Source organism: Agromyces sp. Y575 (genome assembly GCF_059445445.1).
Genome location: NZ_JCAIUI010000002.1, coordinates 1219742 through 1242105, shown reverse-complemented (window position 1 = coordinate 1242105; position 22364 = coordinate 1219742). Strand labels below are relative to the sequence as shown.

Genomic DNA, 22364 nt, shown 5'->3' with positions numbered 1-22364 from the left:
GACGCCGTTGCTGGCGAGCACTGGAACCGTTCCGCAGCGCGGCGCACGGACCAGCCCTCCTCGACGATCAGAACCGCAAGACGACGACGCCCTTCAGGCGTCAAAGGAGCATTAGCGTGAGTCACGAGGACCTCCGTGGAACGACGTGTGTGTGGCAACCCACATCGTCCCGGAGGTCCTCGCCTACATCACCCCACGTTCACAACGTGTCGGGGAAATACAGGTAGCGCTCGGCGTCGCCGACGCGGCTGTAGGCCTCCGTCGGCGGGCCGTCATCGCCCCACCGGTACGGCTCGGCCGGGAGCTCGTCGACGCCCGACGACGCGCCGCGCCGCGGTAGGGCGGGTGGCAAGCCGACGGCGCCGGTCATCCGCCCGCCCGCTCGACGAGGCCCGTCATGATCGCCGTGTCGGAGTCGATGCAGGCCTCCGAGAGCGCAGCGTCCCACTCGGCGTCCATCGCCATCGGGTGGTCGCCGACCATCGGGAACCAGCCCTGGTTCGGCCAGTTCGCGACGAACTCCTCGCGCGGCGGAGCGGGCGGCACGACGATGTCGTTCGCCTCGTAACAGGGCACGTAGTACTCGGTGAGATAGTCGTAGATCCAGCCGAGCTGCTCGGCGTTCGGCGGGCCCGAGGTGCGCCGCTCCGGATGCGCGACCCGGCAGGAGAACAGGGCGATCGCCTCCTCGACCGTCGTCGTCGACGTGCCGACCGAGACGACGGGGTCGTCGGGGTTCGGGCCGGTGCGACCCTCGTCGATCGGCAGGCTGGCTGCCTCGAAGCAGGCACGCGTCACGTCGACGCGGTTCTCGTCGGTCACGTAGGCCTCGAACGCGACCTCTGGTCGCACCGCATCGGGATACGTCGCCAGCACGGCCTGCCAGTTGCTGTCGGACTCGGCGATGCGCGCGGCCTCGATGTCGGCCTCGGTGAACGGATCGCTCTCGGGCCACGGTGCGAACTCGGGCATCGGGATGGACACGACCTGCGCCGCGGCATCCGTCGCCTCGATTGTCGCCTTCGCGTCGCCGGATGCCGCGCTGTCAGAGCACCCGGCGAGCGCCGCCAGCGCCATCAATGCCGCAGCCGCACCCATCGAACTCGTCATTCTGCGCACGCGCACCTCCGCGGCGAACATAACAGCGCCCTGCGAGGTTGCACCAGAGCCCGCCCCTGCGGGTGAGCTCGTCCAGACTCGACCCGAGCGGTTTCGACAGGCTCAACCCGCAGACGCCGATCAGATGAACTCGATCAGGCGCTCGATCATGATGATGCGTCGGGCGGCCTCGATGAGGGCGAGGTGCGAGAACGCCTGCGGGAAGTTGCCGAGGTGCTGGCCCGTCTCCGTGTCGAGCTCCTCGGCGAGCAGGCCGAGCGGGGAGACGATTCGGAGCAGCTTCTCCATGAGCGCGTGGGCGCGCTTGCCCTCGCCGATGATCGTGAGCGCCGAGACCAGCCAGAACGAGCAGATGAGGAAGGTGCCCTCGCGCCCCGACAGGCCGTCGTCGGTCTCTTCAGTGCGGTAGCGAAGCGCGAACCCGCTCTCGGTGAGTTCGTCGGCGATCGCCAGCACCGTGTTCCGCAACCGCTCGTCGTCGACGGGGAGGAAGCCGTAGATCGCCGCGAGCAGGGCGGATGCATCCAGAGCATCGGTGCCGTAGTGCTGGCGCAGCACGCCACGATCGCTCACGCCGTTGCCCAAGATGTCGGCGGCGATCTCGTCGGCGACGCCGCGCCACTGCTTCGAAAGCTCCGCGTCGCCGACGATGTCGCCGAGCTTCGAGGCCCGGTCGAGCGCGACCCAGCACATGATCTTCGACGACACGTAGTGCTGGGGTTCGCCGCGGGACTCCCAGATACCCTGGTCGGGCTCGCGCCAGACCGCGGTTGCGCATTCGGCCTGCGACCGGATGAGCGGCCAGAGTGATCGCGGCACCCGCTGGCTGCGACGCGAGTGCATCAGGATTGCATCGAGCACCGCCCCGTACAGGTCGTTCTGCCGCTGGGCGAACGCCCCGTTGCCGATCCTGACGGGCCGCGAACCCAGGTATCCCGTGAGGTGATCGAGCGTCGACTCCGTGAGGTCGCGCCGGCCGTCGATGCCGTACATGATCTGCAGCGAACCGTCGCCGTTCGCCTCGAGCCCGGAGAGGAACTCCACGAACTCGTCGGCCTCCCAATCGAGGTCGAGATAGTGCAGCGCCTGCACGGTGAACGACGAGTCCCGAATCCAGTTGAAGCGGTAGTCCCAGTTGCGTTCCCCGCCCGGCGTCTCGGGCAGCGAGGTCGTGAGGGCGGCAACCGTCGCGCCCGTCGGCATGTACGTGAGTCCCTTGATCGTCAGGGCCGAGCGCTCGAGCGCTTCGCGCCACGGGTGGTCGGGGATTCTCGCGTCGCTCAGCCAGTCACGCCAGAACGCGACCGTGACGTCGAGTTCGGCGGTCGCCTCTTCGAACGTCGCCGGTCCGGCGAGGTCGTCAGCCCACGACAGCGAACAGAACGCCTGATCGCCCGCGCTCAGGGTGTGGCGCGCGCGAACGTGTCCGCCCTGGATGCCGAGGGAGAGATCGGAGCGCAGCCGCAGCGAGACGCCGCCGCCGCTCGCGGTCGTACTGTGCTCGTCGGTCGCCGCCCACTCGGCGTCCACGCGCCCGTAGTCGAAGACCGGCTCGCAGACGAGCTCCATCTCGACGTGTCCGTCGAGGCACGTCACGGTGCGAACGAGGCAATGCGCCGCGTCGTCGTCGGCGGGCGCCCGGGTATGCGGGGTCGTCGTGTCGGGCGCCGTCCGCGGAACGATCGTGAGCGCGTCGCGCACCTCGGCCCAGCCGGTCGGGGTCTTCCACGTGGTGACGAGCACGTTGGTGCCCGGGTCGTAGGCGCGCGCAGACGGTGCGTTGACGTCGAACGGCCCGAAGCGGAAATAGCCGGCCTGCCGGTCGAGGATCGTCGCGAAGACGCTGGGCGCGTCGAACCTCGGCGGGCAGAGCCATCCGACCGATCCGTCGGGTGCGACGAGTGCACCGGTGTGGCAGTCGGAGAGGAACGCGAACTGGGCGATCGGCGGGAACGGCGAGCGACGGACCGCGCCTGCCAATTGCGGTGCCCGACTCGCGTTCACGAGTTCGCCCCTGCGATTACCGGTTCCCGCGTCGAGTCAGTCACCCACTCATGACAGCACAGCATCGGAGCCTGTGGCGAGAGGCGCGCAATCGGAACGCCCGCACGCTGCCGCGCCCTGTAGCGCGCGCGTCGCGCGTCGCCCGCCGATCCGTCGGCCGACCGGCCGACCGGCCGACCGGTCGGTCACCGGCCGGGTAGGTCCTGCATGCGCTCGATCTCGGCGGTCTGGGTCTCGACGATCGCCTCGTAGCCGGCATCGGCGACGGCCGCGCTGATCGCAGCCGCGGAGACCGGGGCCGCGCTGCGCACCGTCACGCTCGAGACGCCGCCCGCGACGAGCTCGATCTCGACCGCGTCGACGCCGTCCATCCCGACGAGCTCTTCGGTCACGTGGCGCACGCAATTGCCGCACGTCATGCCCGCGACGCCGAAGTTCGCCTCGACGAGCGAGGCACCGTCGGCGGGCGTGTGCGCCTCGGGGACATGCGCGTGCGCCTCGGCGGGAGCCGCGGCATCCGTGACCGTGTCGACTGCGCAGCACGCGCAGCTGTCGTCGGTGAGTTCGATCTCGGTTCTGCCTTCGGGCGCGAGGGTCATCTCGGGGTCCTTTCGTCGTTGCGACTCAATATACCCCCCTAGGGTATGCACGACGCAAACAGACCACGCATGGCAGCATGAGGAAAAGAAGTTCGCGAGCGATGTCGATTCGGCGTCCGCCCGTTCGACGCCAGAGTGAGGCGGGCACTTCGGCCCCCTCCCCACAAAGGAGAGAACCATGAAGTACATGCTGATCATGCGGTCCAACGACGCAGCCGTCGAGGCGTACGAGAACCTCGACTTCGCCGAAGTCATCGCGGCGATGGGCGCATACAACGAGTCGCTGATCAAGGCCGGCGTGCTGCTCGCGGGCGAGGGCCTCTCCGACGCGAAGGAGGGCTTCGTCGTCGACTTCGACTCCACCCCGCCGGTCGTCACCGACGGCCCCTACGGCGAGACGAAGGAGCTCTTCAACGGCTTCTGGATCATCCAGGCCTCGAGCGCTGAAGAGGCCGCCGAATGGGCCAAGCGCTGCCCCCTCGGCCCGGGCTCGAAGCTCGAGGTGCGCCGGATCAATGAGCTCGAGGACTTCCCTCAAGACAACGAGTGGATCCAGAAGGAAGCCGGCTGGCGCGAAGAGGCAGAGGGCCGTCTCGGCACCGCAGCCGAATGAGCGAGACGGATGCCCCGGGCACGGTCGGCGAGGCGAATGAGCCCGCCGACCGCGCACGACGCGCCGTCGCCGCCGTCTGGCGCATCGAGTCGGCGCGCATCGTTGCGACCCTGACCCGCTTCGTCGGCGACGTCGGCCAGGCGGAGGATCTCGCGCAGGAGGCGCTCGTCGAAGCGCTGCGGCAGTGGCCGGCCGAGGGCGTGCCGAACAACCCGGGCGCGTGGCTCACCGCGGTGGCCAAGCGCCGCGCGATCGACGGCTGGCGTCGTCGCGAGCGGCTCGACGAGCGGTACGCCTCGATGGCCCACGACCTCGAGCGCGATCGCGCCGCGGCATCCGACACCTTCTGGGACCCCGACACGATCGACGACGACATCTTGCGGCTCATCTTCGTGTCGTGCCACCCAGTGCTCTCGCGCGAGGCGCAGATCGCCCTGACACTCCGCATCGTCGGCGGCCTCGGCTCGGACGAAATCGCCCGGGCGTTCCTCGTGCCGACGGCCACGATCCAGCAGCGCATCGTGCGCGCGAAGAAGACCCTCGCAGCGGCCAAGGTGCCGTTCGAGGTGCCCGAGCCGAACGAATACGCCGAGCGGCTCGGCTCGGTGCTCTCCGTGCTCTACCTCATCTTCAACGAGGGCTACCTGCCGGCGACTGGCGAGGCCTGGGTGCGGCCGGATGTCTCGGCCGAGGCCATCCGTCTCGCCCGCATGGTCGCGGGGCTCATGCCCCGCGAGCCCGAGGCGCAGTCGCTCGTCGCCCTGATGGAGTTCACCGCCTCGCGCTTCGCGGCGCGCACGAAACGCGACGGCACGCCGATCCCCCTCGACGAACAGGACCGCTCGCGCTGGGACCGGTCGCAGATCGCACGCGGCAGCGCAGCGCTCGCCCGCGCCGACCAGATCGGCCGCGGACGTGCCGCATACGGCCTGCAGGCGGCGATCGCCGAGTGCCATGCGGTCGCGGCATCCGTCGACGACACCGACTGGGCGCGCATCGTGGTGCTCTACGAAGCGCTCGGGCGCCTCGCCCCGTCGCCCGTCGTCGAGCTGAATTGTGCGGTCGCCGTCGCGATGTCGACGGGTCCGGCCTCAGCGCTGCTGATCGTCGACGAACTCGTGGCCGGCGGCAAGCTCGCCGGCTACGCCCCACTGCCTGCCGTGCGCGGAGAGCTGCTGCGTCGGCTCGGCCGCACCGGCGAGGCACGCGGCGAACTCGAGACCGCAGCCCGACTCACCGGCAACGAACGCGAGCGCGCCTCGCTCCTCGCGAAGATCGCCGCGCTCGCGCCGCCTGCACCACCCGCGCCACCCGCGCCGCCCTCCGAGTAGCGCGCCAATACACAACTGAAGTCACCGAAACGTCGCAGATGGCGACCTCAGCGGGCCGATGCCCGCCATCTGCGACGTTTGGACGCCCCGTCGATCGGTTGCCGGGGTCAGATACCGTCGCCCGGGGAGACGTCGTCGACGTCTCCCCGGTGGGCGTCGGGGTCGGCGTCGGCGTCGACCGCAGCGGGCGCGGCCGACTCAGTGTCCAGCTCGACGGACGCCGCCGCTGCAGACGCCGCAGCGCCACCCGCGACGGCGAGCGCCGGCGACACCGAGGCATCCGACCCGCCGCCCGCCGCCTTCGCCGCTCGCTTCGCCCGGCGACGCTCGCGCCCGCCCTCGACGAGGTCGTAGAGCACCGGCAGCACCACGAGGGTGAGCGCCGTCGACGACACGAGTCCGCCGATCACGACGAGCGCGAGCGGCTGCGAGATGAAGCCGCCATGACCGGTGATGCCGAGCGCCATGGGCAGCAACGCGAAGATCGTCGCGAGCGCGGTCATCAGGATCGGGCGCAGTCGCCTCGACGAACCGTGCACGAGAGCTTCACGCACGGTCATTCCGCGATCTCGATACTGGTTCACGAGGTCGACGAGCACGATCGCGTTCGTCACGACGATGCCGACGAGCATCAGCACACCGACGAGCGAGGCGACGCCGAGGGGGATGCCCGTGATCACCTGCAGCGCGATCGCACCGGTCGCCGCGAACGGCACCGACACGAGCAGCAGCAACGGCTGCAGCAATGAACGGAACGTCGCCACCATCACGATGTAGACGATCAGGATCGCGGCGAGCAGTGCGAGCCCGAGCTGCGAGAACGACTCGGTCTGGTCGGCACTGACGCCGCCGATCGATGCCGTCGTGCCTGCGGGCAGCTCGACCGCCGCGACCGCCGCCGAGACGGCGCCGCTCGCCGTGCCGAGGTCGTCTCCCGAGGGCGTCGCAGACACCGTCGCGCTGCGGAGGCCCTGCACGGTGGTGACGGATGCCGGCCCCTCGACGTTCTCGACTGTCGCGAGCGAATCGAGCCGCACGAGGCCGGCGGGAGTCGGCACCTCGAGCGCCGACAGCTCTTCGACGGTGACCGGCGGGTTCGCGGCGGCGAGGTAGATCGTGAGCGTCTTCTCGTCGATCACGACGGAGCCGGCGCTCTGCGGTTGCATCGCGGCGGACACGACCGCACCGAGGGCGACCTCGGAGTAGCCCGCGGCAGCGGCATCCGCTCGGTTCACCTCGACGGCGACGTAGGGCTGGGACTCCGACAGATTCGACGACACCTGCGCGATGGAATCGATGCCGTCGAGCTCTTCGACCACGGCATCCGTCGCGGCTTGCAGGTCTTCGGCGTTCGACGCGGTGATGTCGACTTCGATGTCGTTCGAGGCGCCGAACCCGCTCGACGCGGCGAGGGTGACGTCGCCGACGTCGTCGAGGGCGGCCAGTTCGTCGCGCACGCTCGCCTGCAGTGCATCTTGATCGGCGCTCTCGTCGGTCGTGACCGAGTACGTCACGGTCGCACCGCCACCACCGAACGCGGCGGCGAGCCCGCTGCCGCCGCCGATCGAGGTCTGCACTGTCTCGACGCCCTCGGTGTCGCGGATCACCCGCTCGACCGGCTCGGACGCCGCTTCCAGCGCGTCGAGGCTCGTACCGAGCGGCAGCTCCTGCGACACCTGGAACGTGTTCTGGCCCGAGGATCCGAGGAAGTTCGTCTTCATGAGCGGGGTGAGCGCGACGGTGCCGCCGAGCACGAGCAGCGCGACGACGATCGTCACGACGCCATGCTTCAAGGTCCACTCGATGATCGGTAGGTAGCCGCGCTGCAGGCGCGACGGGTGCTCGAGCTCGTCGACGGCTGCTGCGGCGCTCGTGCCGGTCGCCGGCACCGGCGTTTCGTCGACGAACGCCGCCGCCGCGACCTCTGCATCGGCCCCGGAATCACCCGATCCCTGACCCTGTCGAAGGGTCGCGGGCTTCAGGAACCAGTACGCGAGCACCGGCACGATCGTGAGCGAGACGAGCAGTGAGGCGACGAGCGCGATGGTCACGGTGAGTGCGAACGGCCGGAACAGTTCTCCTGTGACGCCCTCGACGAGCGCGAGCGGCAGGAAGACCGCGACGGTCGTGATGGTGGACGCCGTGATGGCGCCGGCGACCTCGCGCACGGCGTGCACGATCGTCGAGGCCTTGTCGACGCCTTCGATGAGGTGCCGCTTGATGTTCTCGATGACGACGATGGAGTCGTCGACGACACGGCCGATGGCGATCGTGAGCGCACCGAGCGTGAGGATGTTGAGCGTGTAGTCGGCAGCCTGCAACCCGATGAAGGTGATGAGCACCGACGTCGGAATCGAGATCGCGGTCACGAGCGTCGCCCTGATCGAGAGCAGGAAGACGAGGATCACGATCACCGCGAACAGGAGGCCGAGCAGGCCCTCGGTCGCGAGCGACTCGATCGACTGCTCGATGTAGGGTGCCTGGTCGAAGACGACCGTGAAGGTCGCTCCCGGATTCGTGGTGTCGAGCGAGGACTCGAGGTCGGGCAGCAGCGCGGTCACCGCGTTCGACACCTCAACGGTGTTGGCCGCGGGCAGCTTCGTGACCGAGATGGTGAGCGCGGGCTCGCCGTTGACGCGCGAGATGCTCGAGACGGGGTTGTCGGTGAGCTCGACGGATGCCACGTCGGCGATCGTCGCCGCGACGGGAACGCTGTTGGTTGAGCCTGTCGAAACCGAGCCTGGCGCAACCGAGTCTGGTGCAACCGAGCCCGTCGGCTCCTGCTCTGCCGACGGTTGCTCTTCGGTCGCCGGCTGGTCGCCGGCCGGGGTCTCGGGGGGCGGGGCCGGCAGCACTTGCTCGGTCGCTCCCAGCACGGGTAGCGCGGCGATCTCCTCGATGCTGCCGATACGCGTGCCGGTCTGCACGGCGAAGGTGGAGTCGCCCTCGGTGATGCTGCCGGCGGGTACGAGCAAGCCGTTCTGCTGCAACGCGTCGCGAATTGCCTGCTGGGTCAGCCCGAGCGCCGCGAGCTTCTCGGGGTCGGGTGTGATGGTGACCCGCTGGCCGACCTCGCCGATGAGGCTCGCTTCACGCACGCCGTCGACGTCGGTGATCTCGGGCAGAGTAGTGCGCTCGATCTCGTCGGAGAGCGCGCTGATGTCGTCGGCGCCGGTGACTGCGATCTGCAGCACGGGGAAGTCGTCGAGACTGAGGGCGAGCACCTGGGGGTCGACATCCTCGGGCAACTGGCTCGAGATGCGGTTCACCGCCGAGAGCAACTTCTGCTCGACGAACGCGAGGTCGGTGCCGTAGGTGAAGCTCGCGGTCACCCGCGAGAGACCGGTCGAGCTCGTCGTCGAGGTTGTCTCGAGTCCGGTGATGCCCTGGATCGCGGTCTCGATCGGCGTCGAGACATCCGTGTTGACGATGTCGGGTGACGCACCCGGGTAGCTCGTCACGATCGACAGCTGCGGGAACTCGATCGACGGTGCCAGCTCCTGCTTGAGGCTCGTGAGCGAGATGCCGCCGAAGATCGCGACGACGACGGTGATGAGCGCGATGAGCGCGCGGTTCTTCATGCTGAGCGCTGCGAGCAGGTGCATTGCTCAATTCTCGCAGGCACGAGCGAGCGATATCTCGAACCGATGAAATCCGAGTGACATTCGGTGAATTCCGATCGCCTCGAGTCGGGCAGCCATCGGGCGAGCTCAGATCACCGACGCGAGCAGGCTCTGGTCGGGCGCCGGCGCCGCCCCCGAGAGCGAGCGCCACGCGCGGGCGAGCGCCTGCACCGCGGCATCCGTCGTCTCGGCCGGATAGCAGATGGGCAGCCTGAGGAATCGTTCGAACGCGCCGTCGATGCCGAACCTCGGCCCCGCCGCGATGATCAGCCCCTGCGAACGGGCGGCGAGCGCGAGCTGCGAACTCACGGCGGCGCCGAGCCCGACCCACGTGACGATACCGCCGTCGACGTGCGGCACCTGCCATTCGGGGAACGCCTCGGCGAGCAACCCCTCGAGCCGGTCGCGCCCGGCTCGGAGCTGCTCGCGGCGCAGGTCGAGGATGTCATCCATGTGCGGAAGCAGTCGGGTGACGAGCAACTGCTCGATGATCGGCGTGCCGAGATCGCCGGGTGATCGCACGGCGAGCAGGCGCCGGATGAGCGGCTGGTCGGCGCGGATCCAGCCGACGCGCACGCCGCCCCAGACCGTCTTGCCGACCGAGCCGACCATGATCGCCGGACCGTACGCGGCCATCGGCAGGAAGGATCCTGCGCGATCGATATCGAGTTCGCCGGTCGTCTCGTCGGCCACGATCACCGTGCCCTGTCGGGCGGCGGCGTCGAGCACGCGCTCACGGGCGTCGACGCTCATCGATCGCCCCGTCGGGTTCTGGAAGTCGGGCATGAGATACGCGGCAACCGGGTTCGAATGCCCGATCGCTCGAGTGAGCGCCTCGGTCTCGGCCTGCCCGGTCCAGGCGGGGTCATCGCGCGACGCGACGCTCACGGGCACGAGCCGGGCACCCGCCGCGCGCAGCGCCTCATACGCGTGCGGGTACGTCGGCGCCTCGATGATGGCCCGGTCACCGCGCCCGACGATCGCACGGGAGAGCAACGCGATCGCGTGCTGCGCACCGATCGTGACCATGATCTGCTCGGGAGCTGTCGGGAGTCCGCGCGCCGTGTAGCGATCGGCGATCGCCGCACGCAACGCGGGCGTGCCGATCGGATCGAACCCGGCGTCGCCGAGGTGCTCTGGCAGATCGTCGATCGCCTGCCGCGCGACATCCGGAAGCCAGGGAAGCGCCGGGGGCGCCGCCTTGGAGAAGTCGATGTAGTCGGAGGCGGGTGGCGCCGGCAGGATCGTCGGCGCTCCGGGCAGTCTCGCGACGCTGCCCGAGCCGCGCAGGCTCAGCACGAGCCCCTGCTCACGAAGATGACGGTAGGCAGCGGTCACCGTGGTGCGACTGAGCCCGAGTCGCTCGGCGAGATCGCGCTCGGCCGGCAGCCGGGTGTCGACGGGGATGCGTCCGTCGAGCACGAGCAACCGGATGCGTTCGGCGAGCGCGTGATACGCGCTGCCTGCGCCCGTTCGCCAGTCGCCGAGCAGGTTCTCGAGCGATCGCGCGCTCAGTGTGGACTCCGCCATTCGAGCCACTTTAGACGAATTGGCTCTTTGCGAAAAGGCCAATCATGCAATTGGATTGCAGAATGCCCCGCTCGACGCTCTTTCAGTCTGCCGATTCGACCCCGGTACTCGTACGCCGGTTCGTGCAGCTCTTCGTCGGGCTGTTCCTCTACGGCATCGCCATCGCATTCATCGTGCGCGGCGAGCTCGGCGTCGGCCCATGGGACGTGCTGACGCAGGGCATCGCGAAGCACACCGGCGCCGGCTTCGGCCTCATCACGGTGCTCATGAGCGGCGTGGTGCTGCTGCTCTGGATCCCGATCCGCCAGCGACTCGGGTTCGGCACCGTCATGAACGCCCTGCTCATCGGCCCGGCCGCCGACGTCGGCCTCTGGCTCATCCCTCCGGGGCTCGACCTCTGGGTGCGCGTGCTCTTGCTCCCCGCAGGCATCCTCCTGCTCGCCGTGGCGACGGGCCTCTACATCGGCGCGCACTTCGGCCCCGGCCCGCGCGACGGCCTGATGACGGGCCTGCACCGCGTCACCGGCTGGAAGATCTGGATCGTGCGCACCGGCATCGAGCTCATCGTGCTCGCCGCCGGCTGGCTGCTCGGCGGCAATGTCGGCATCGGCACCGTCGCCTTCGCGGTGCTCATCGGTCCGCTCTGCGGGTACACGATCCCGCTGTTCGCGATCAAGCGCACGCCGGTCGCGCCGGTCGCGCCAGTCGCGCCAGACACACCGAGCTTCGAAAGCGCGCCGGACGCGCCAGACACAACGGGCATCGAGCGAGCGGATGCCGCTGCGCCCGGGTCCCCCGCCACATCTGCCACACCCGCCGACCCCGCCACATCTGCCACACCCGCCGACCCCGCCACATCCGCGACATCCGCCGCCTGACCCCGACCCTCGCCGCATCCGCGACATCCTCCCACCCCGCGACATCCGCCGACCCCGCGACATCCGCCGCCTGACCGCGACCCTCGCCACCATGACCGTCACATCGACTCCCAGCAATTCAGGACGACGATGGCGTGTCTCACGCGCAACCGTGGCGACACGCCGGGCGACACACCTCCGCTCCTGAATTGCTGAAGCCGACCGGGCGCCGAGACCGCAGTCGCCCCCGAGGCCGGGACACCTCGGGGGCGACTGCACGGGCTCGCGTTACAGCTCGCGCTACAGCTCGCGCTACAGCTCGCGCTCGGCGTAGGCCGTCATCGCGTCGCGCACGAACTCGGCACCCGCCTGGCCGCCGTAGTTCGCGCCGAAGCGCTCGTCGGCCACGTACATCTCGGCGAGGCCGAGAAAGTAGGCCTTGCTCGGGCCGGCACCGCCGCCACCCGGCGTACCGGGCACGCCGCGCAGCCACTCGAAGTGCCGCTGCGCGAGCGCCTGCGCCTCGTCGCCCGCGGGGTCGACGCCCCGCTCGAACGCCGAGATCCAGTCGCTGCTCAGCTGCAAGACGCGCTGCTGCCCCGCAGCCTTCTCTTCAGAGCTCAGCGAGCGCCACCACGCGTCGCTCTTCGCGTATGCCTCCTTGCCCCAACGCTCCTCGACCTCCTCCCTGTACTGGGTGTGGTCGAATCCGTCGAACATGTTTTCTGCCATGAGTTGTTCACCTCCTTCCAATGCTCCGATGGTGCTCACGACCGACGCGATCTGCCGCGCCAGCCGCTCCTGCTCGCCGCGCAGCCACTCGAGGTGACTGCGGAGCGCATGCGGGGCGCTCTCCTCGCGGTCGAGCACCTCGCTGATCGCCGGGAGTCCGATGCCGAGCTCGCGCAGCAGCAGGATGCGCTGCAAGCGCACGAGCGCGGCGTCGTCGTAGTAGCGATACCCGTTCGACCCGATGCGCGCCGGGGCGAGCAGCCCGATGTCGTCGTAGTGACGCAGCGTGCGGCTCGTCGTGCCGGCGAGCTTCGCGATCTCCTGGATCGACCAGTCCACGGCGTGCTCCTCTCGTGATCAGCGGGGCGTCTGCCCCACGTCACTGACGATAAAGGTTGACGCTGCGTCAATGTCAAGCTGCGGCATCCGCTCGCCCTGACGGGCTGAAGCTCCCATGGCGCTGAGTTGCACGATGATCGGCACGACGCGCCGCGCGCAAACGGCGTGCCATGCAGATCATCGTGCAACTCGGCGAATACGGGCCGGCGAAACACGCACTTGCGATTCGCGGAGACGCGATATATCGTGTTTACGTCAGCACACGCGATATATCGCGATACAGACTTCGAGGTCAGCGGATGCCGCGGCATCCGAACCTCGCAACAGGCCTCAACGGCGTTACGGCAACAGAAGGAGCACCGCATGTCCATCGAGAAATGGGTCATCAACCCAGGCGAAACGCGGGTCATCGACCTCGAACTGGTTCGCAAGCTCAAGGTGAGCCTCATCGGCGGCAAGGTCGACGTGATCGCCCACGACGAACCCGGCGCCCGCATCGAGGTCGCCAACGTCACCGGCAAAGACCTGAAGATCGAGATCGACGGCGATTCCCTCGAGATCGACCACCCGCAACTGCGGTGGGACAACTTCATCGACGTCTTCAAGGGCTGGGCCGGCAACGCGAAGGCCGACGTGTCCATCCTCGCTCCGCGCCATGTGGTCATGAAGCTCGGCATGGTCTCGGGCGATGCGCTCGTCTCCGGATTCACGACCGATGCGAAGCTCAGCACCGTCTCGGGCGACCTCGTGCTCGACAACCACGAGGGCGACGTCGAGCTCTCGACGGTCTCGGGCGAAGTGTCCGCCGGCAACCACACCGGCCGCATCACCGCGCACTCGGTGTCGGGCGACGTCGTCGCCACCGGCGACGTGCGCTCGTTCAACGCCGACACGGTGTCGGGCAACATGATCCTCGATGCGTTCGGCACGCCCGACCGGGTCGACACGAACACCGTCTCGGGCAACCTGACCGTGCGCTTCGCGCCGGGCGCCGGCGCTCGCTACCGCATCAACACGGTCGGCGGCACGGTGCTGATCGACGATACGACCATCAGGGGCATGCTCGGCAAGGGCTTCGAGCGCGTCACCGGCGAGCTGTCGGGCCGGTGGCTCGACCTCGGCGCGAACAGCGTCTCCGGGTCGATCTCCGTCATGCGCCGCGAGGCGAACAGCACGGCGACGGATGCCGCGGGCGCGAGCCACGGCGACGCGTCGAGCGCTTCGGGCTCGAGCGACGACGAGGCATCCCCTCGACAGGCTCAGGGCGGCGCCGCATGACCCCGCCCGTCTTCGCCCACGGCAGTCTGCGCCTCTACCTGTTGGCGCTGCTCGACGAGCAGCCGCGTCACGGTTACGAGTTGATCCAGGCGCTCTCGGAGCGCTTCGGCGGCACGTACAGCCCGAGCGCCGGCACGATCTACCCCCGCCTCTCGAAGCTCGAGGAGGAGGGCCTCGTCTCGAAGTCGACCGACGGCCGCAAGACCGTCTACGAGATCACGGATGCCGGTCGCGCCGAACTCGAGGCACGCCGCGACGAGCTCGACGGCATCGAGAACGAGGTGACCGACTCCGTGCGACGCCTCGCCGACGGCGTACGTGCCGAGGTCAACGATGCGATGCGCTCGCTCCGCGCCGAACTCGCGAGCGCGGCCCGCGAGGCCACGCGATCGGCGACCAAGATGCCGGCATCCGCGGCATCGACGTCGGGCAGCACCTCGACCACCGGTTGGGGCGGCGACGCTCGCGCCGAGACGAGCCGTGCCGTGCACGAGGCCGATCTCGTGCTGAGCGAGTTCCGGCAGCAGCTGCGCACCGATCTGCGCACCCACGCGAGTCGCGGTCGCGTCACGCCCGAGTCGGTCACGGTCCTGAAGGCGCGACTCGCGCAAGTGCGCGCCGACGTGCTGGCGACCCTCACCGACCACTGAGCCGGCACCCGCCGCTCAGTCCCAGGTCATGCGGGACGGATGCCCCCGCTCCGTCCCGCATGTCAGCCGCATGTCAGCCGCATGTTTGTCAGTCGTGCATGCTTCGATGACGAAATGCCCGACATCGAACTGCGCCCGTGGTCCGAAGACGACCTCGAACTCCTCCACCGTGCGAACACGCCCGAGCTCATGGACCAGCTCGGCGGCCCCGAGAACGACGAACAGGTGCTCGCCCGCCACGAGCGCTATCTCCGACTGCAGCGGGAGGGCGCGGCCCACCAGTTCCGTGTCGTGATCCCGGGGCATCCCGAGGGGGTCGGCATGGTCGGCTACTGGCAGCATGAGTGGCACGGCGAGCCCGCCCTCGAGAGCGGATGGTCGGTCGAGGCCGAGTATCGCGGCCAGGGCATCGCGCCTGCCGCGGTCGTTGCGATGCTCGAGGCGGCACGCGCCGAAGGCGAGACCCTGCCGGTGCACGCGTACCCGCGCGTCGACAACCCGCCGTCGAACGCCGTGTGCCGCAAGGCCGGCTTCCGGTTGCTCGGCGAGGAGCCGTTCGAGGTGAAGCCCGGCCTCGTGCTGCACACGAATGACTGGGTCTTCGAGCTCAGCGCACCGCCTCAGGCATAGGGCGGCCGCGCGAGCGGATGCCGCGTCACCCGCGACATCCGCTCGTTTCGATCAGACGGCGTCGCCCGACGAATCGGTGCCAGACGAACCTGTGCCATCTGTGCCATCGGTGCCGGTCGAGTTCGTTCCCGACGATCCCGAGCCGTCGCCAGCACCGGGACCTGCACTCCGACGTCTCGCGTTCACGATGACGGCGGCGATGAGCGCGAGAATTCCGAGCCCGCCGACGACGAAGCCGACGATCGCCAATCCGTCGGGGCCGCTCGCGGCGGCGTCACTGTGCGCATCGTCGTGCGCGTCGCCGTCCTCGGCGTGCTCACCCTCGTCGTCGCCGGTGGCCGCGTCGTCGTGCGGCGGCTCCTCGGTCCAGCCGCCGGTCGCGTCGGCGCCGACACCGAAGTCGATGGTTCCCTCGATGGGGTGCCCGTCGCTCGAAACGGCACGCCAGCGCACCTGGTACTCGCCCTCGAGGCCGGCGGGCAGCGAGGCCGTGACGCGTGGCCCGGCGACGACGGGCTCGCCCACGGCGACCTCTTCGCCGTGGTGGTCGACCACGATCACGGCGGTGCCGAGCTCGATGATGTCGTTCGAGAAGTCGAGCGCGACCTCGGTCGGGGCGGTGTCGAACACCTGGCCCGGCTCGGGGGTCGATGCGACGAGTTCGTCGTGGGCGAAGGCGGGCGATGCACCGGCGAGCGTGATGCCGGCGGCGACGGTGAGCACGAAGGCGGTGAGCACGAAGGCGCGCACGCGGGTGGTGCGGGTCGTCGACTGGTCGACGCTGGTTGCGATGGTCATTGCGGTTGGGAGTCCTTCTCCTCGGGTCCGGGACCGATGAGGACCACGCGCGCGTGGGTCACTCGGAACATCCGGAGTTCTCTGGTACCGCCGAACGGCGGCGATTATGCGGAGGCGAGGAGGAGGGGCGGCCCGCGATAGCCGAACGCGGTGAAGCGCAGCCGCGAGCGAAGCTGGGGCGCCGGCGACTCGACGACCCGGAGTGCGACCGGCGCCGTGACGGCGACGGGTTGCATCGGCATGGTGAGCCGCAGTACGAATCGGCGGGCGGCGGCACCGACCGCGCGCCATGCCGCCTGTTCGAATGCGAGCAGATACACGATGGTGAGGGCCGCAGCGACGGCGTGACCGACGAGCATCGCAGCATCGGCGTGAGTGTGTGCGGCCGCCGCGGCACCGGCGGCACCCGCGCCGTCGACGAACGCGACGGTCTGGTGGTGGCCGGCGCCGTCGATGACGAACGACCCGGTCGGCTTGCCCGCGCCGACGGCGAAGAGCAGGTGGAATGTGCCCTGGCTCGCGATCACGGCCAGCGCGGTGCGCAGCGGCGTCGAATGGCGGCCGACGAAGGCGACGGATGCCGCGAGCGCGACGATGCCTGCGAGCACGAGCCCGACCCCTCCGGGCGCCTCACCACCGGCGGCGGCGTGTGAGAACGCTGCGAGGAGCAGGGCGACCGCAGCGGTGGCGGAGCCACGCGCGAGTTGCATCGCACGGTTCACGTCCGCTCCCGGGTGGCTCGAATGATCGAAGAATCGTCACCCAACTCTACAAGGCGTTCCCGGCGCTGATCGGGCGCGTTTCAGGCCACGCGCGGCTGCAGCGTGAGGCATCCGTCACCCGGCGTCGATCGACCCTTGACACGGGGCGCCGCGGGTGTAGTCTCAACCGCCGTGACGAATGAGGCGGATACACCGCCGGCTGAATTGAAGTCGCCGAAGAACTGGATCATCGGCGACCCGCTCCCCACTGAGCATCTCGAGGGTCAGCTCCTCCCGAAGCGCTTCGCGCTGCCGATCTTCGCGAGCGACCCACTCTCTTCTGTTGCGTACGCGCCGCAAGAGCTCCTGATGATCCTCATGGTCGGCGGCCTCGCCTTTCTGAGCTTCGCACCGTGGGTCGCGCTCGCGGTCGTCGTGCTGCTCGTGACGGTCGTCGCGAGCTATCGGCAGCTGATTCGCGCCTACCCGTCGGGCGGTGGCGACTACGAGGTGGCGCACAAGAACCTCGGCGAGAAGTCGGGCCTCGTCGTGGCATCCGCCCTGCTCGTCGACTACGTCATGACCGTCGTCGTCTCGGTCGCATCGGGGGTCGACAACATCATCTCGGCGATCCCTGAGCTGAACCCGTTCCGGGTCGAACTCGCCGTCGTCTTCGTCATCATCCTCGCCGCCGTGAACCTCCGCGGCGTCAGCGAGTCGTCGAAGGCGTTCGCCGTGCCGACGTATCTCTTCATCGGCAGCGTGTTCATCATGGTCGTCATCGGCCTCACCCGCACCGTGCTCGGCGACCCGCCGGTGGCCGAGTCGGCGGGCTACGGCGTGCAGGCCGAATCGCTGGGCCAGGCCGCGGTGATCCTGCTGCTGCTCCGATCGTTCGCGAGCGGATGCTCCGCTCTCACGGGCGTCGAGGCGATCTCGAACGGCGTGCCCGCGTTCCGGTTCCCGAAGGTCAAGAACGCGCAGATGACGCTCGTGCTCATGGGCGGCATCGCAATCGTGCTCTTCGCCGGCCTCACGGCGCTCGCGCTCGTCTCGCAAGTGCACTACGCCGAGGATCCGTGCCACCTGATCGGCTGGGCGGAGTGCGCCACCGAGCCGCAACGCAGCCTCATCGCCCAGGTCGCGGCCGCGACGTTCGGCGACGGCACGGTGTTCTTCTACGTGATCCAGGCTGCGACGGCACTCGTGCTGCTGCTCGCGGCGAACACCGCGTTCAACGGCTTCCCGCTGCTGGGATCGGTGCTCGCACGCGACCGCTACGCCCCGAAGTCGCTGTCGACCCGCGGCGACCGCCTGATCTACTCGAACGGTGTGGTGATCCTCGCGCTCGCGGCATCCGTCATTCTGGTGATCTTCCAGGCGAACCTGACGGTGCTGATCCAGCTGTACATCATCGGCGTGTTCGTCTCGTTCACGCTCGGGCAGACCGGAATGGTTCGGCACTGGCTGCGAGAGCTTCGGCGTCGGCGGCATCGGCCCGGCGGCTCGAAGGCGTCGAGAGGGCGAGCGGATGCCTCGGGCGCCGCCCCGCTCTCTCGCGGTGGAGTCGATGCCTCGGGCGCCGCCCCGCTGACTCGCGGGGCGATCTGGCGGGCGCTCGTGATCAATGCGATCGGCGCTGTGATGACGGCGGTCGTGCTCATCGTGGTCACGATCACGAAGTTCACCCACGGCGCGTGGATCGTCTTCGTGCTGATGCCGATCCTGTTCCTCCTCATGTTGGGCGTGAACCGCTACTATCGCGACGTCGAGAAGGAGATCGAGGTCGACCCGACCACGACGTTCGGTGCGACGGGCGACCATGCGATCGTGCTCGTCGGCCGCATGCAGAAGCCGACGCTGAAGGCGCTCGACTATGCGATCGCGGCCCGCCACGACTCGCTCGAGGCGGTGCACGTCTCGCTCGACGAGGAGGAGACGAAGCGCCTGAAGAAGGACTGGGTGAAGCAGAACATCCACGTCAAGCTGCGCATCCTGAGTTCGCCGTATCGCGACCTCAGCTATCCGCTGATCCACTACATCAAGTCGCGGCGCGAGGAGCACGGCTCCGAGGTCGTCACGGTGTACATGCCGCAGTACATCGTCGGGCACTGGTGGGAGGGCATCCTGCACAATCACAAGGCGCGGCGCATCAGCCAGAAGCTGCTCCTCGTGCACGGTGTCACGGTCGCGCTCGTGCCGTGGCTGCTCGACTCCTCCGACCTGCTCTACGGTCGGCGCTCGCGCCCGCTGCCCGGACAGGATCGTCGTGGCGAGCCCGTGCGGCCGGTGCCAAGACGAGCGAATGCCGAGAGCGGCAGGAAGCCGAAGAAGTAGCGTCGGACTACGGCTACGGAAACGATGGATGCCTCGGTGCGCGAGTTCATCGACCGTGTCACGCGCGCCGTGCGGCGGCGCGACATCCGCCTGACCTCTGCGGGTTGAGCTTGTCGAAGCCCCTCAGCCCCGAGTCTCGACATCCGCCTGACCTCTGCGGGTTGAGCTTGTCGAAACCCCTCAGCCCCGAGTCTCGACAGGCTCAACCAACAGTTCGGCCGATTAGAGCATCGCCATGATCTGCCGGGCGATCATGCGCCCCGCGCGGCTCGCACCGATCGTCGAGGCCTGCGGACCGTAGCCCGCGAGGAAGATCCGCGGGTCGCTCCACGCCGCGCCCTGGCCGACCGTGACGCCTCCGGCCTTCTCGCGGAGCTTCAGCGGCGAGAGGTGGCGCAGCTCGGGCCGGAAGCCGGTCGCCCAGATGATGACGTCGGCACGGGCCATGCCCGATTCTTCGCCCTCCCAGACGACCCGGTCGCCCTCGATGCGGTCGAACACTGGTCGCGCGACGAGCAGACCGCGCTCGATGCCCGCGGCGATGCGCCGGCTTCGGGGCACGCCGGTGCCGCTGACGATCGACGGCAGCGCACGACCCGAGCGCGCGGCCTCGTCTTGCATGGCCACCGCAGCGGATGCCCCTTCGAGGTCGAGCTCTTGGCGATCGAGCCAGTCGATCGGCCGGCGCGAGACCCACGTGAGCCCTGCTGCGACATCCTCGAGTTCGAGCATGAAGCCGATCGCGGAGGTGCCGCCGCCGACCACGACGACGTGCTTGTCGCGGAAGTCCTCGGCCGCGGTGTAATCGGAGGTGTGCACGTGCCGGCCGGCGAACTCGGTCATGCCGGGGTAGTACGGCACGAACGGCGAGCCCCATGTACCGGTGGCGTTCACAAGGAACTGCGTCGCGAGTTGATGCTGCGGCGCTGACGGGGCTTCGGGCTCTTCGAAGGTCTTGCGCCGCCGCCCGAAGAGACCGCGCGCGGCCTTCTGCTCTTCGAGCGCGAATGGTTGCGGGGTGATGTCTTCGTAGCGCACGAGCAGATCGACGCCGTCGTTGGAGACCTGCCGTACGTTCATGGGCCGTCGCACACGGAGGTCGAAGTGTTCTTCGAACCGCCCGTAGTAGTCGGCGACGACGTCTTTGGCGGGCAGGTTGCGGTCGGCGGTCTCGAAACTGAGGTCCAGTTCGGCCATGCCGGGCAGGTCGTTCACCCGGTGCGCGGTTCCGAGCCTGAGCGATGACCAGCGGTGCTGCCAAGCCCCGCCTGCGCCAGGCGCCCGGTCGAGCATCACGAAGTCTTGGTCGGCGACGAGCTGGAACCGGCGTAGGTAGAACGCGACCGACAAGCCGGCCTGGCCGGCGCCGATCACTACGACCTTCACGCGTTCAGGGCTCGTCATCACCTGACAATCTCAGCACGGGTTGCTGTGTGCTCGCAGCACACGCGCTGAACGCCGGCATCCGACCGACAGCACGCCTGTGGAGGACGCCGAGCGCCCCGAGTCCGGTGCTAAACTGGCGGCCGGACGATTTCATTTATCAGATGAGCGCCGGGTGACGAAGACATCCCACCCGGCCAGATGCCGTAAGGGGGTCACGCATGGGGCGCGGCCGTCAGAAAGCCAAGCACACCAAGGTCGCTCGGGAGCTGAAGTATTTCAGCCCGAACACCGACTACAACGCGCTTGAGCGCGAGCTCACCAGCTCGCCGCATGACGATTACACCGAAGAAGCGGCGAAGTGGGCGGATTACTCCGCCGACGACGACGACACCTACGTCGCGGGCGACGAACAACGCGCCTGACAGGCGCTGTCATCACCGACCTTCCCTCACGGTCTTCGTCACACCGGCCCGAGGGCGGCATGCGTAGGCTCGCGACATGGCCGAGTTCGTCATCCTCGTGAACGGTGTTCCTGGTGCCGGAAAGTCGACCCTCGCCGCTCCGTTGGCGCACGAACTCGGTGTGCCGCTCGTGTCGAAGGACGCGATCAAGGAGGCCCTCGCCGATGCGGTCGACGCGCGACTGCCCACCTCGCGGCTGGGCGCAATCGCGTCCGACGCGATGTGGTCGATCGCGGCGATGCTCGACGGCGCCGTCATGATCGACTCGTTCTGGGCGACCGGCCGCGACGAGGCCTTCCTCCGCGACGGGCTCCGAACCGTCGGCAACCCGCCGGGCCTGGAAGTGTGGTGCCACGCTCCCGCCGACGTGATGCGTCGTCGCTTCACGTCACGACAGAGGCATGCGGGCCACACCGATGCGGGGCGCCTGGCCGAGTGGGACGAATGGAGCGCGACGGCTCGACCGATCTCGGACTTGCCGATCCTCGATGTCGAGACCGAGCATGCCGTCGACGTCGGCGCCGTGACGAACGAGATCGCGCGGCTGCTCTCGCCTGCCTCAACGCGAGCGGCGACACACGCGCCCACAGAAGGCGCTGCGCCTCAGGAGGCGCCGCGCCACCCGGCCGCCGTCTCGACGAAGCGCTCGAGTTCGGCGAGTGAGCCCGTCGGGTTGATCGCGCGCAGCACGATCTCGTCGACCGCGCCGTCATAAGCCGAGAGACCCGCCGCGTCGGTGATCGTCGCGTCGATCGCGCGAATGCCGAGGCGGGCGAAGTTCGCCGCGTACGAGGGCACGGTCTCGTAGCGTTCGGCCTCGACTTCGAGCGCCGGGCGCGCATCGGCGTCGGTGATGGTGCGCACGTAGAGCACGCTGCTCACCTGCCGCGATCCGGCCGCGGCGCGGAGCTCTCGCGTCGCGTCGGCGGCCACCGACGGCGTGAGCCAGTTGAAGACGACCCCGTCGGCCTGCTCAGCCGCGAGTCGGCGCATGCGGGGGCCGAGTGCGCCGACCATGATCGAGACGTCACTCGCTTCGCGAAGCGAGGCGATGCCCCGTTCGACGAGCGCGAGCGAGCGGGCGGCTCCACCTGAGCCGACGCCGATCACCGTGCGCCCGGCCGGAAGGCCGGCGAGGTCGAGCGAGTCGGCTGGCCGCCGGTCGAGCGGAATCACCCCCGTCGCGAGCCGGAGCGAGTCGGTGACGCCGGCCGCGACGCGAAGCCCGGCAAGCGAGTCGCCGCCGGGGACGTCGTTGAGCCACAGCCCGGAGAACCCGAGACGCTCGATGCGCGGCGCCAGTGTCCGCACGATCGACGCATCGGTGGTGCCGGTGAGCCCGATCGAGACGGAGGTGCGCATGATGATCGTCAACC

General features: G+C 69.1%; 21 protein-coding genes. 9 read left to right on the top strand and 12 right to left on the bottom strand.

Annotation, left to right across the window (positions count from 1 at the left end; translation table 11 throughout):
- The 5 genes from AC1C2U_RS11990 to AC1C2U_RS11970 all read right to left on the bottom strand — a co-directional run.
- Positions 1-125 (bottom strand): helix-turn-helix domain-containing protein (locus AC1C2U_RS11990; RefSeq protein ID WP_495361992.1); only part of this gene is annotated, 125 nt, incomplete at its 3' end.
- Between the two features lie 74 nt (positions 126-199).
- Complete coding sequence (locus tag AC1C2U_RS11985; protein WP_495361955.1) at positions 200-370, bottom strand: hypothetical protein; 171 nt, start codon at positions 368-370, stop codon at positions 200-202.
- Positions 367-1110, bottom strand: coding sequence for a hypothetical protein (locus AC1C2U_RS11980; protein ID WP_495361954.1), 744 nt, complete (start codon positions 1108-1110; stop codon positions 367-369). Before AC1C2U_RS11980 ends, AC1C2U_RS11985 begins: the two co-directional genes overlap by 4 nt.
- A 129-nt stretch (positions 1111-1239) precedes the next feature.
- Entirely contained in the window at positions 1240-3123 is a 1884-nt protein-coding gene (locus AC1C2U_RS11975; RefSeq protein ID WP_495361953.1) for a glycoside hydrolase family 15 protein, read from the bottom strand.
- A gap of 185 nt (positions 3124-3308) precedes the next feature.
- On the bottom strand, positions 3309-3722 hold the full coding sequence (locus tag AC1C2U_RS11970; protein ID WP_495361952.1) for a heavy-metal-associated domain-containing protein: 414 nt from the start codon (positions 3720-3722) through the stop codon (positions 3309-3311).
- A 178-nt stretch (positions 3723-3900) separates the two neighbouring features.
- On the opposite strand from AC1C2U_RS11970, the gene AC1C2U_RS11965 reads away from it, so the two are divergent.
- Both AC1C2U_RS11965 and AC1C2U_RS11960 read left to right on the top strand, forming a co-directional pair.
- Complete coding sequence (locus AC1C2U_RS11965) at positions 3901-4335, top strand: YciI family protein (RefSeq protein WP_495361951.1); 435 nt, start codon at positions 3901-3903, stop codon at positions 4333-4335.
- Complete coding sequence (locus tag AC1C2U_RS11960; protein WP_495361950.1) at positions 4332-5666, top strand: RNA polymerase sigma factor; 1335 nt, start codon at positions 4332-4334, stop codon at positions 5664-5666. The genes AC1C2U_RS11965 and AC1C2U_RS11960 overlap by 4 nt, the downstream gene beginning before the upstream one ends.
- Before the next feature lie 107 nt (positions 5667-5773).
- On the opposite strand, the gene AC1C2U_RS11955 is transcribed toward AC1C2U_RS11960, so the two are convergent.
- Complete coding sequence (locus tag AC1C2U_RS11955) at positions 5774-9271, bottom strand: efflux RND transporter permease subunit (protein ID WP_495361949.1); 3498 nt, start codon at positions 9269-9271, stop codon at positions 5774-5776.
- Positions 9272-9376: 105 nt separating this feature from the next.
- Positions 9377-10819, bottom strand: a complete 1443-nt coding sequence (yczR, locus tag AC1C2U_RS11950; protein WP_495361948.1) for a MocR-like transcription factor YczR — start codon at positions 10817-10819, stop codon at positions 9377-9379.
- 62 nt (positions 10820-10881) lie between these two features.
- Here yczR and yczE point away from each other — a divergent pair, with 62 nt between their 5' ends.
- Positions 10882-11697 carry a membrane protein YczE gene (yczE, locus tag AC1C2U_RS11945; protein ID WP_495361947.1) on the top strand — a complete coding sequence of 272 codons (816 nt, stop codon included), beginning with the start codon at positions 10882-10884 and terminating at the stop codon, positions 11695-11697.
- Between the two features lie 291 nt (positions 11698-11988).
- Here the strand turns inward: yczE and AC1C2U_RS11940 are convergent, their stop codons facing one another.
- Positions 11989-12747 carry a MerR family transcriptional regulator gene (locus AC1C2U_RS11940; protein WP_495361946.1) on the bottom strand — a complete coding sequence of 253 codons (759 nt, stop codon included), beginning with the start codon at positions 12745-12747 and terminating at the stop codon, positions 11989-11991.
- 363 nt (positions 12748-13110) lie between these two features.
- On the opposite strand from AC1C2U_RS11940, the gene AC1C2U_RS11935 reads away from it, so the two are divergent.
- The 3 genes from AC1C2U_RS11935 to AC1C2U_RS11925 all read left to right on the top strand — a co-directional run bounded on the left by AC1C2U_RS11935 (position 13111) and on the right by AC1C2U_RS11925 (position 15305).
- On the top strand, positions 13111-14025 hold the full coding sequence (locus tag AC1C2U_RS11935) for a DUF4097 family beta strand repeat-containing protein (RefSeq protein ID WP_495361945.1): 915 nt from the start codon (positions 13111-13113) through the stop codon (positions 14023-14025).
- On the top strand, positions 14022-14675 hold the full coding sequence (locus AC1C2U_RS11930) for a PadR family transcriptional regulator (protein ID WP_495361944.1): 654 nt from the start codon (positions 14022-14024) through the stop codon (positions 14673-14675). Before AC1C2U_RS11935 ends, AC1C2U_RS11930 begins: the two co-directional genes overlap by 4 nt.
- A 114-nt stretch (positions 14676-14789) precedes the next feature.
- Positions 14790-15305, top strand: a complete 516-nt coding sequence (locus tag AC1C2U_RS11925) for a GNAT family N-acetyltransferase (protein ID WP_495361943.1) — start codon at positions 14790-14792, stop codon at positions 15303-15305.
- A 51-nt stretch (positions 15306-15356) separates the two neighbouring features.
- Here the strand turns inward: AC1C2U_RS11925 and AC1C2U_RS11920 are convergent, their stop codons facing one another.
- Both AC1C2U_RS11920 and AC1C2U_RS11915 read right to left on the bottom strand, forming a co-directional pair.
- Positions 15357-16103 (bottom strand): copper resistance CopC family protein, encoded by a 747-nt coding sequence (locus AC1C2U_RS11920; RefSeq protein ID WP_495361942.1) that lies wholly within the window; start codon positions 16101-16103, stop codon positions 15357-15359.
- A 104-nt stretch (positions 16104-16207) separates the two neighbouring features.
- On the bottom strand, positions 16208-16825 hold the full coding sequence (locus AC1C2U_RS11915) for a hypothetical protein (protein ID WP_495361941.1): 618 nt from the start codon (positions 16823-16825) through the stop codon (positions 16208-16210).
- Between the two features lie 171 nt (positions 16826-16996).
- On the opposite strand from AC1C2U_RS11915, the gene AC1C2U_RS11910 reads away from it, so the two are divergent.
- Entirely contained in the window at positions 16997-19141 is a 2145-nt protein-coding gene (locus tag AC1C2U_RS11910; protein ID WP_495361940.1) for an APC family permease, read from the top strand.
- 222 nt (positions 19142-19363) lie between these two features.
- Here AC1C2U_RS11910 and AC1C2U_RS11905 read toward each other — a convergent pair whose 3' ends face one another.
- Positions 19364-20545, bottom strand: coding sequence for an FAD-dependent oxidoreductase (locus AC1C2U_RS11905; protein WP_495361939.1), 1182 nt, complete (start codon positions 20543-20545; stop codon positions 19364-19366).
- A 200-nt stretch (positions 20546-20745) separates the two neighbouring features.
- Between AC1C2U_RS11905 and AC1C2U_RS11900 the strand changes: the two genes are divergently transcribed.
- Together AC1C2U_RS11900 and AC1C2U_RS11895 are read left to right on the top strand one after the other, a co-directional pair.
- Positions 20746-20949: a DUF3073 domain-containing protein gene (locus AC1C2U_RS11900; protein ID WP_495352418.1), complete on the top strand. Its 204-nt coding sequence runs from the start codon at positions 20746-20748 to the stop codon at positions 20947-20949.
- A gap of 76 nt (positions 20950-21025) precedes the next feature.
- Complete coding sequence (locus AC1C2U_RS11895; RefSeq protein WP_495361938.1) at positions 21026-21703, top strand: P-loop nucleotide/nucleoside kinase family protein; 678 nt, start codon at positions 21026-21028, stop codon at positions 21701-21703.
- Here the strand turns inward: AC1C2U_RS11895 and AC1C2U_RS11890 are convergent.
- Positions 21592-22350 (bottom strand): LLM class flavin-dependent oxidoreductase, encoded by a 759-nt coding sequence (locus AC1C2U_RS11890; protein WP_495361937.1) that lies wholly within the window; start codon positions 22348-22350, stop codon positions 21592-21594. The genes AC1C2U_RS11895 and AC1C2U_RS11890 overlap by 112 nt on opposite strands.
- Positions 22351-22364: the final 14 nt, after the last annotated feature.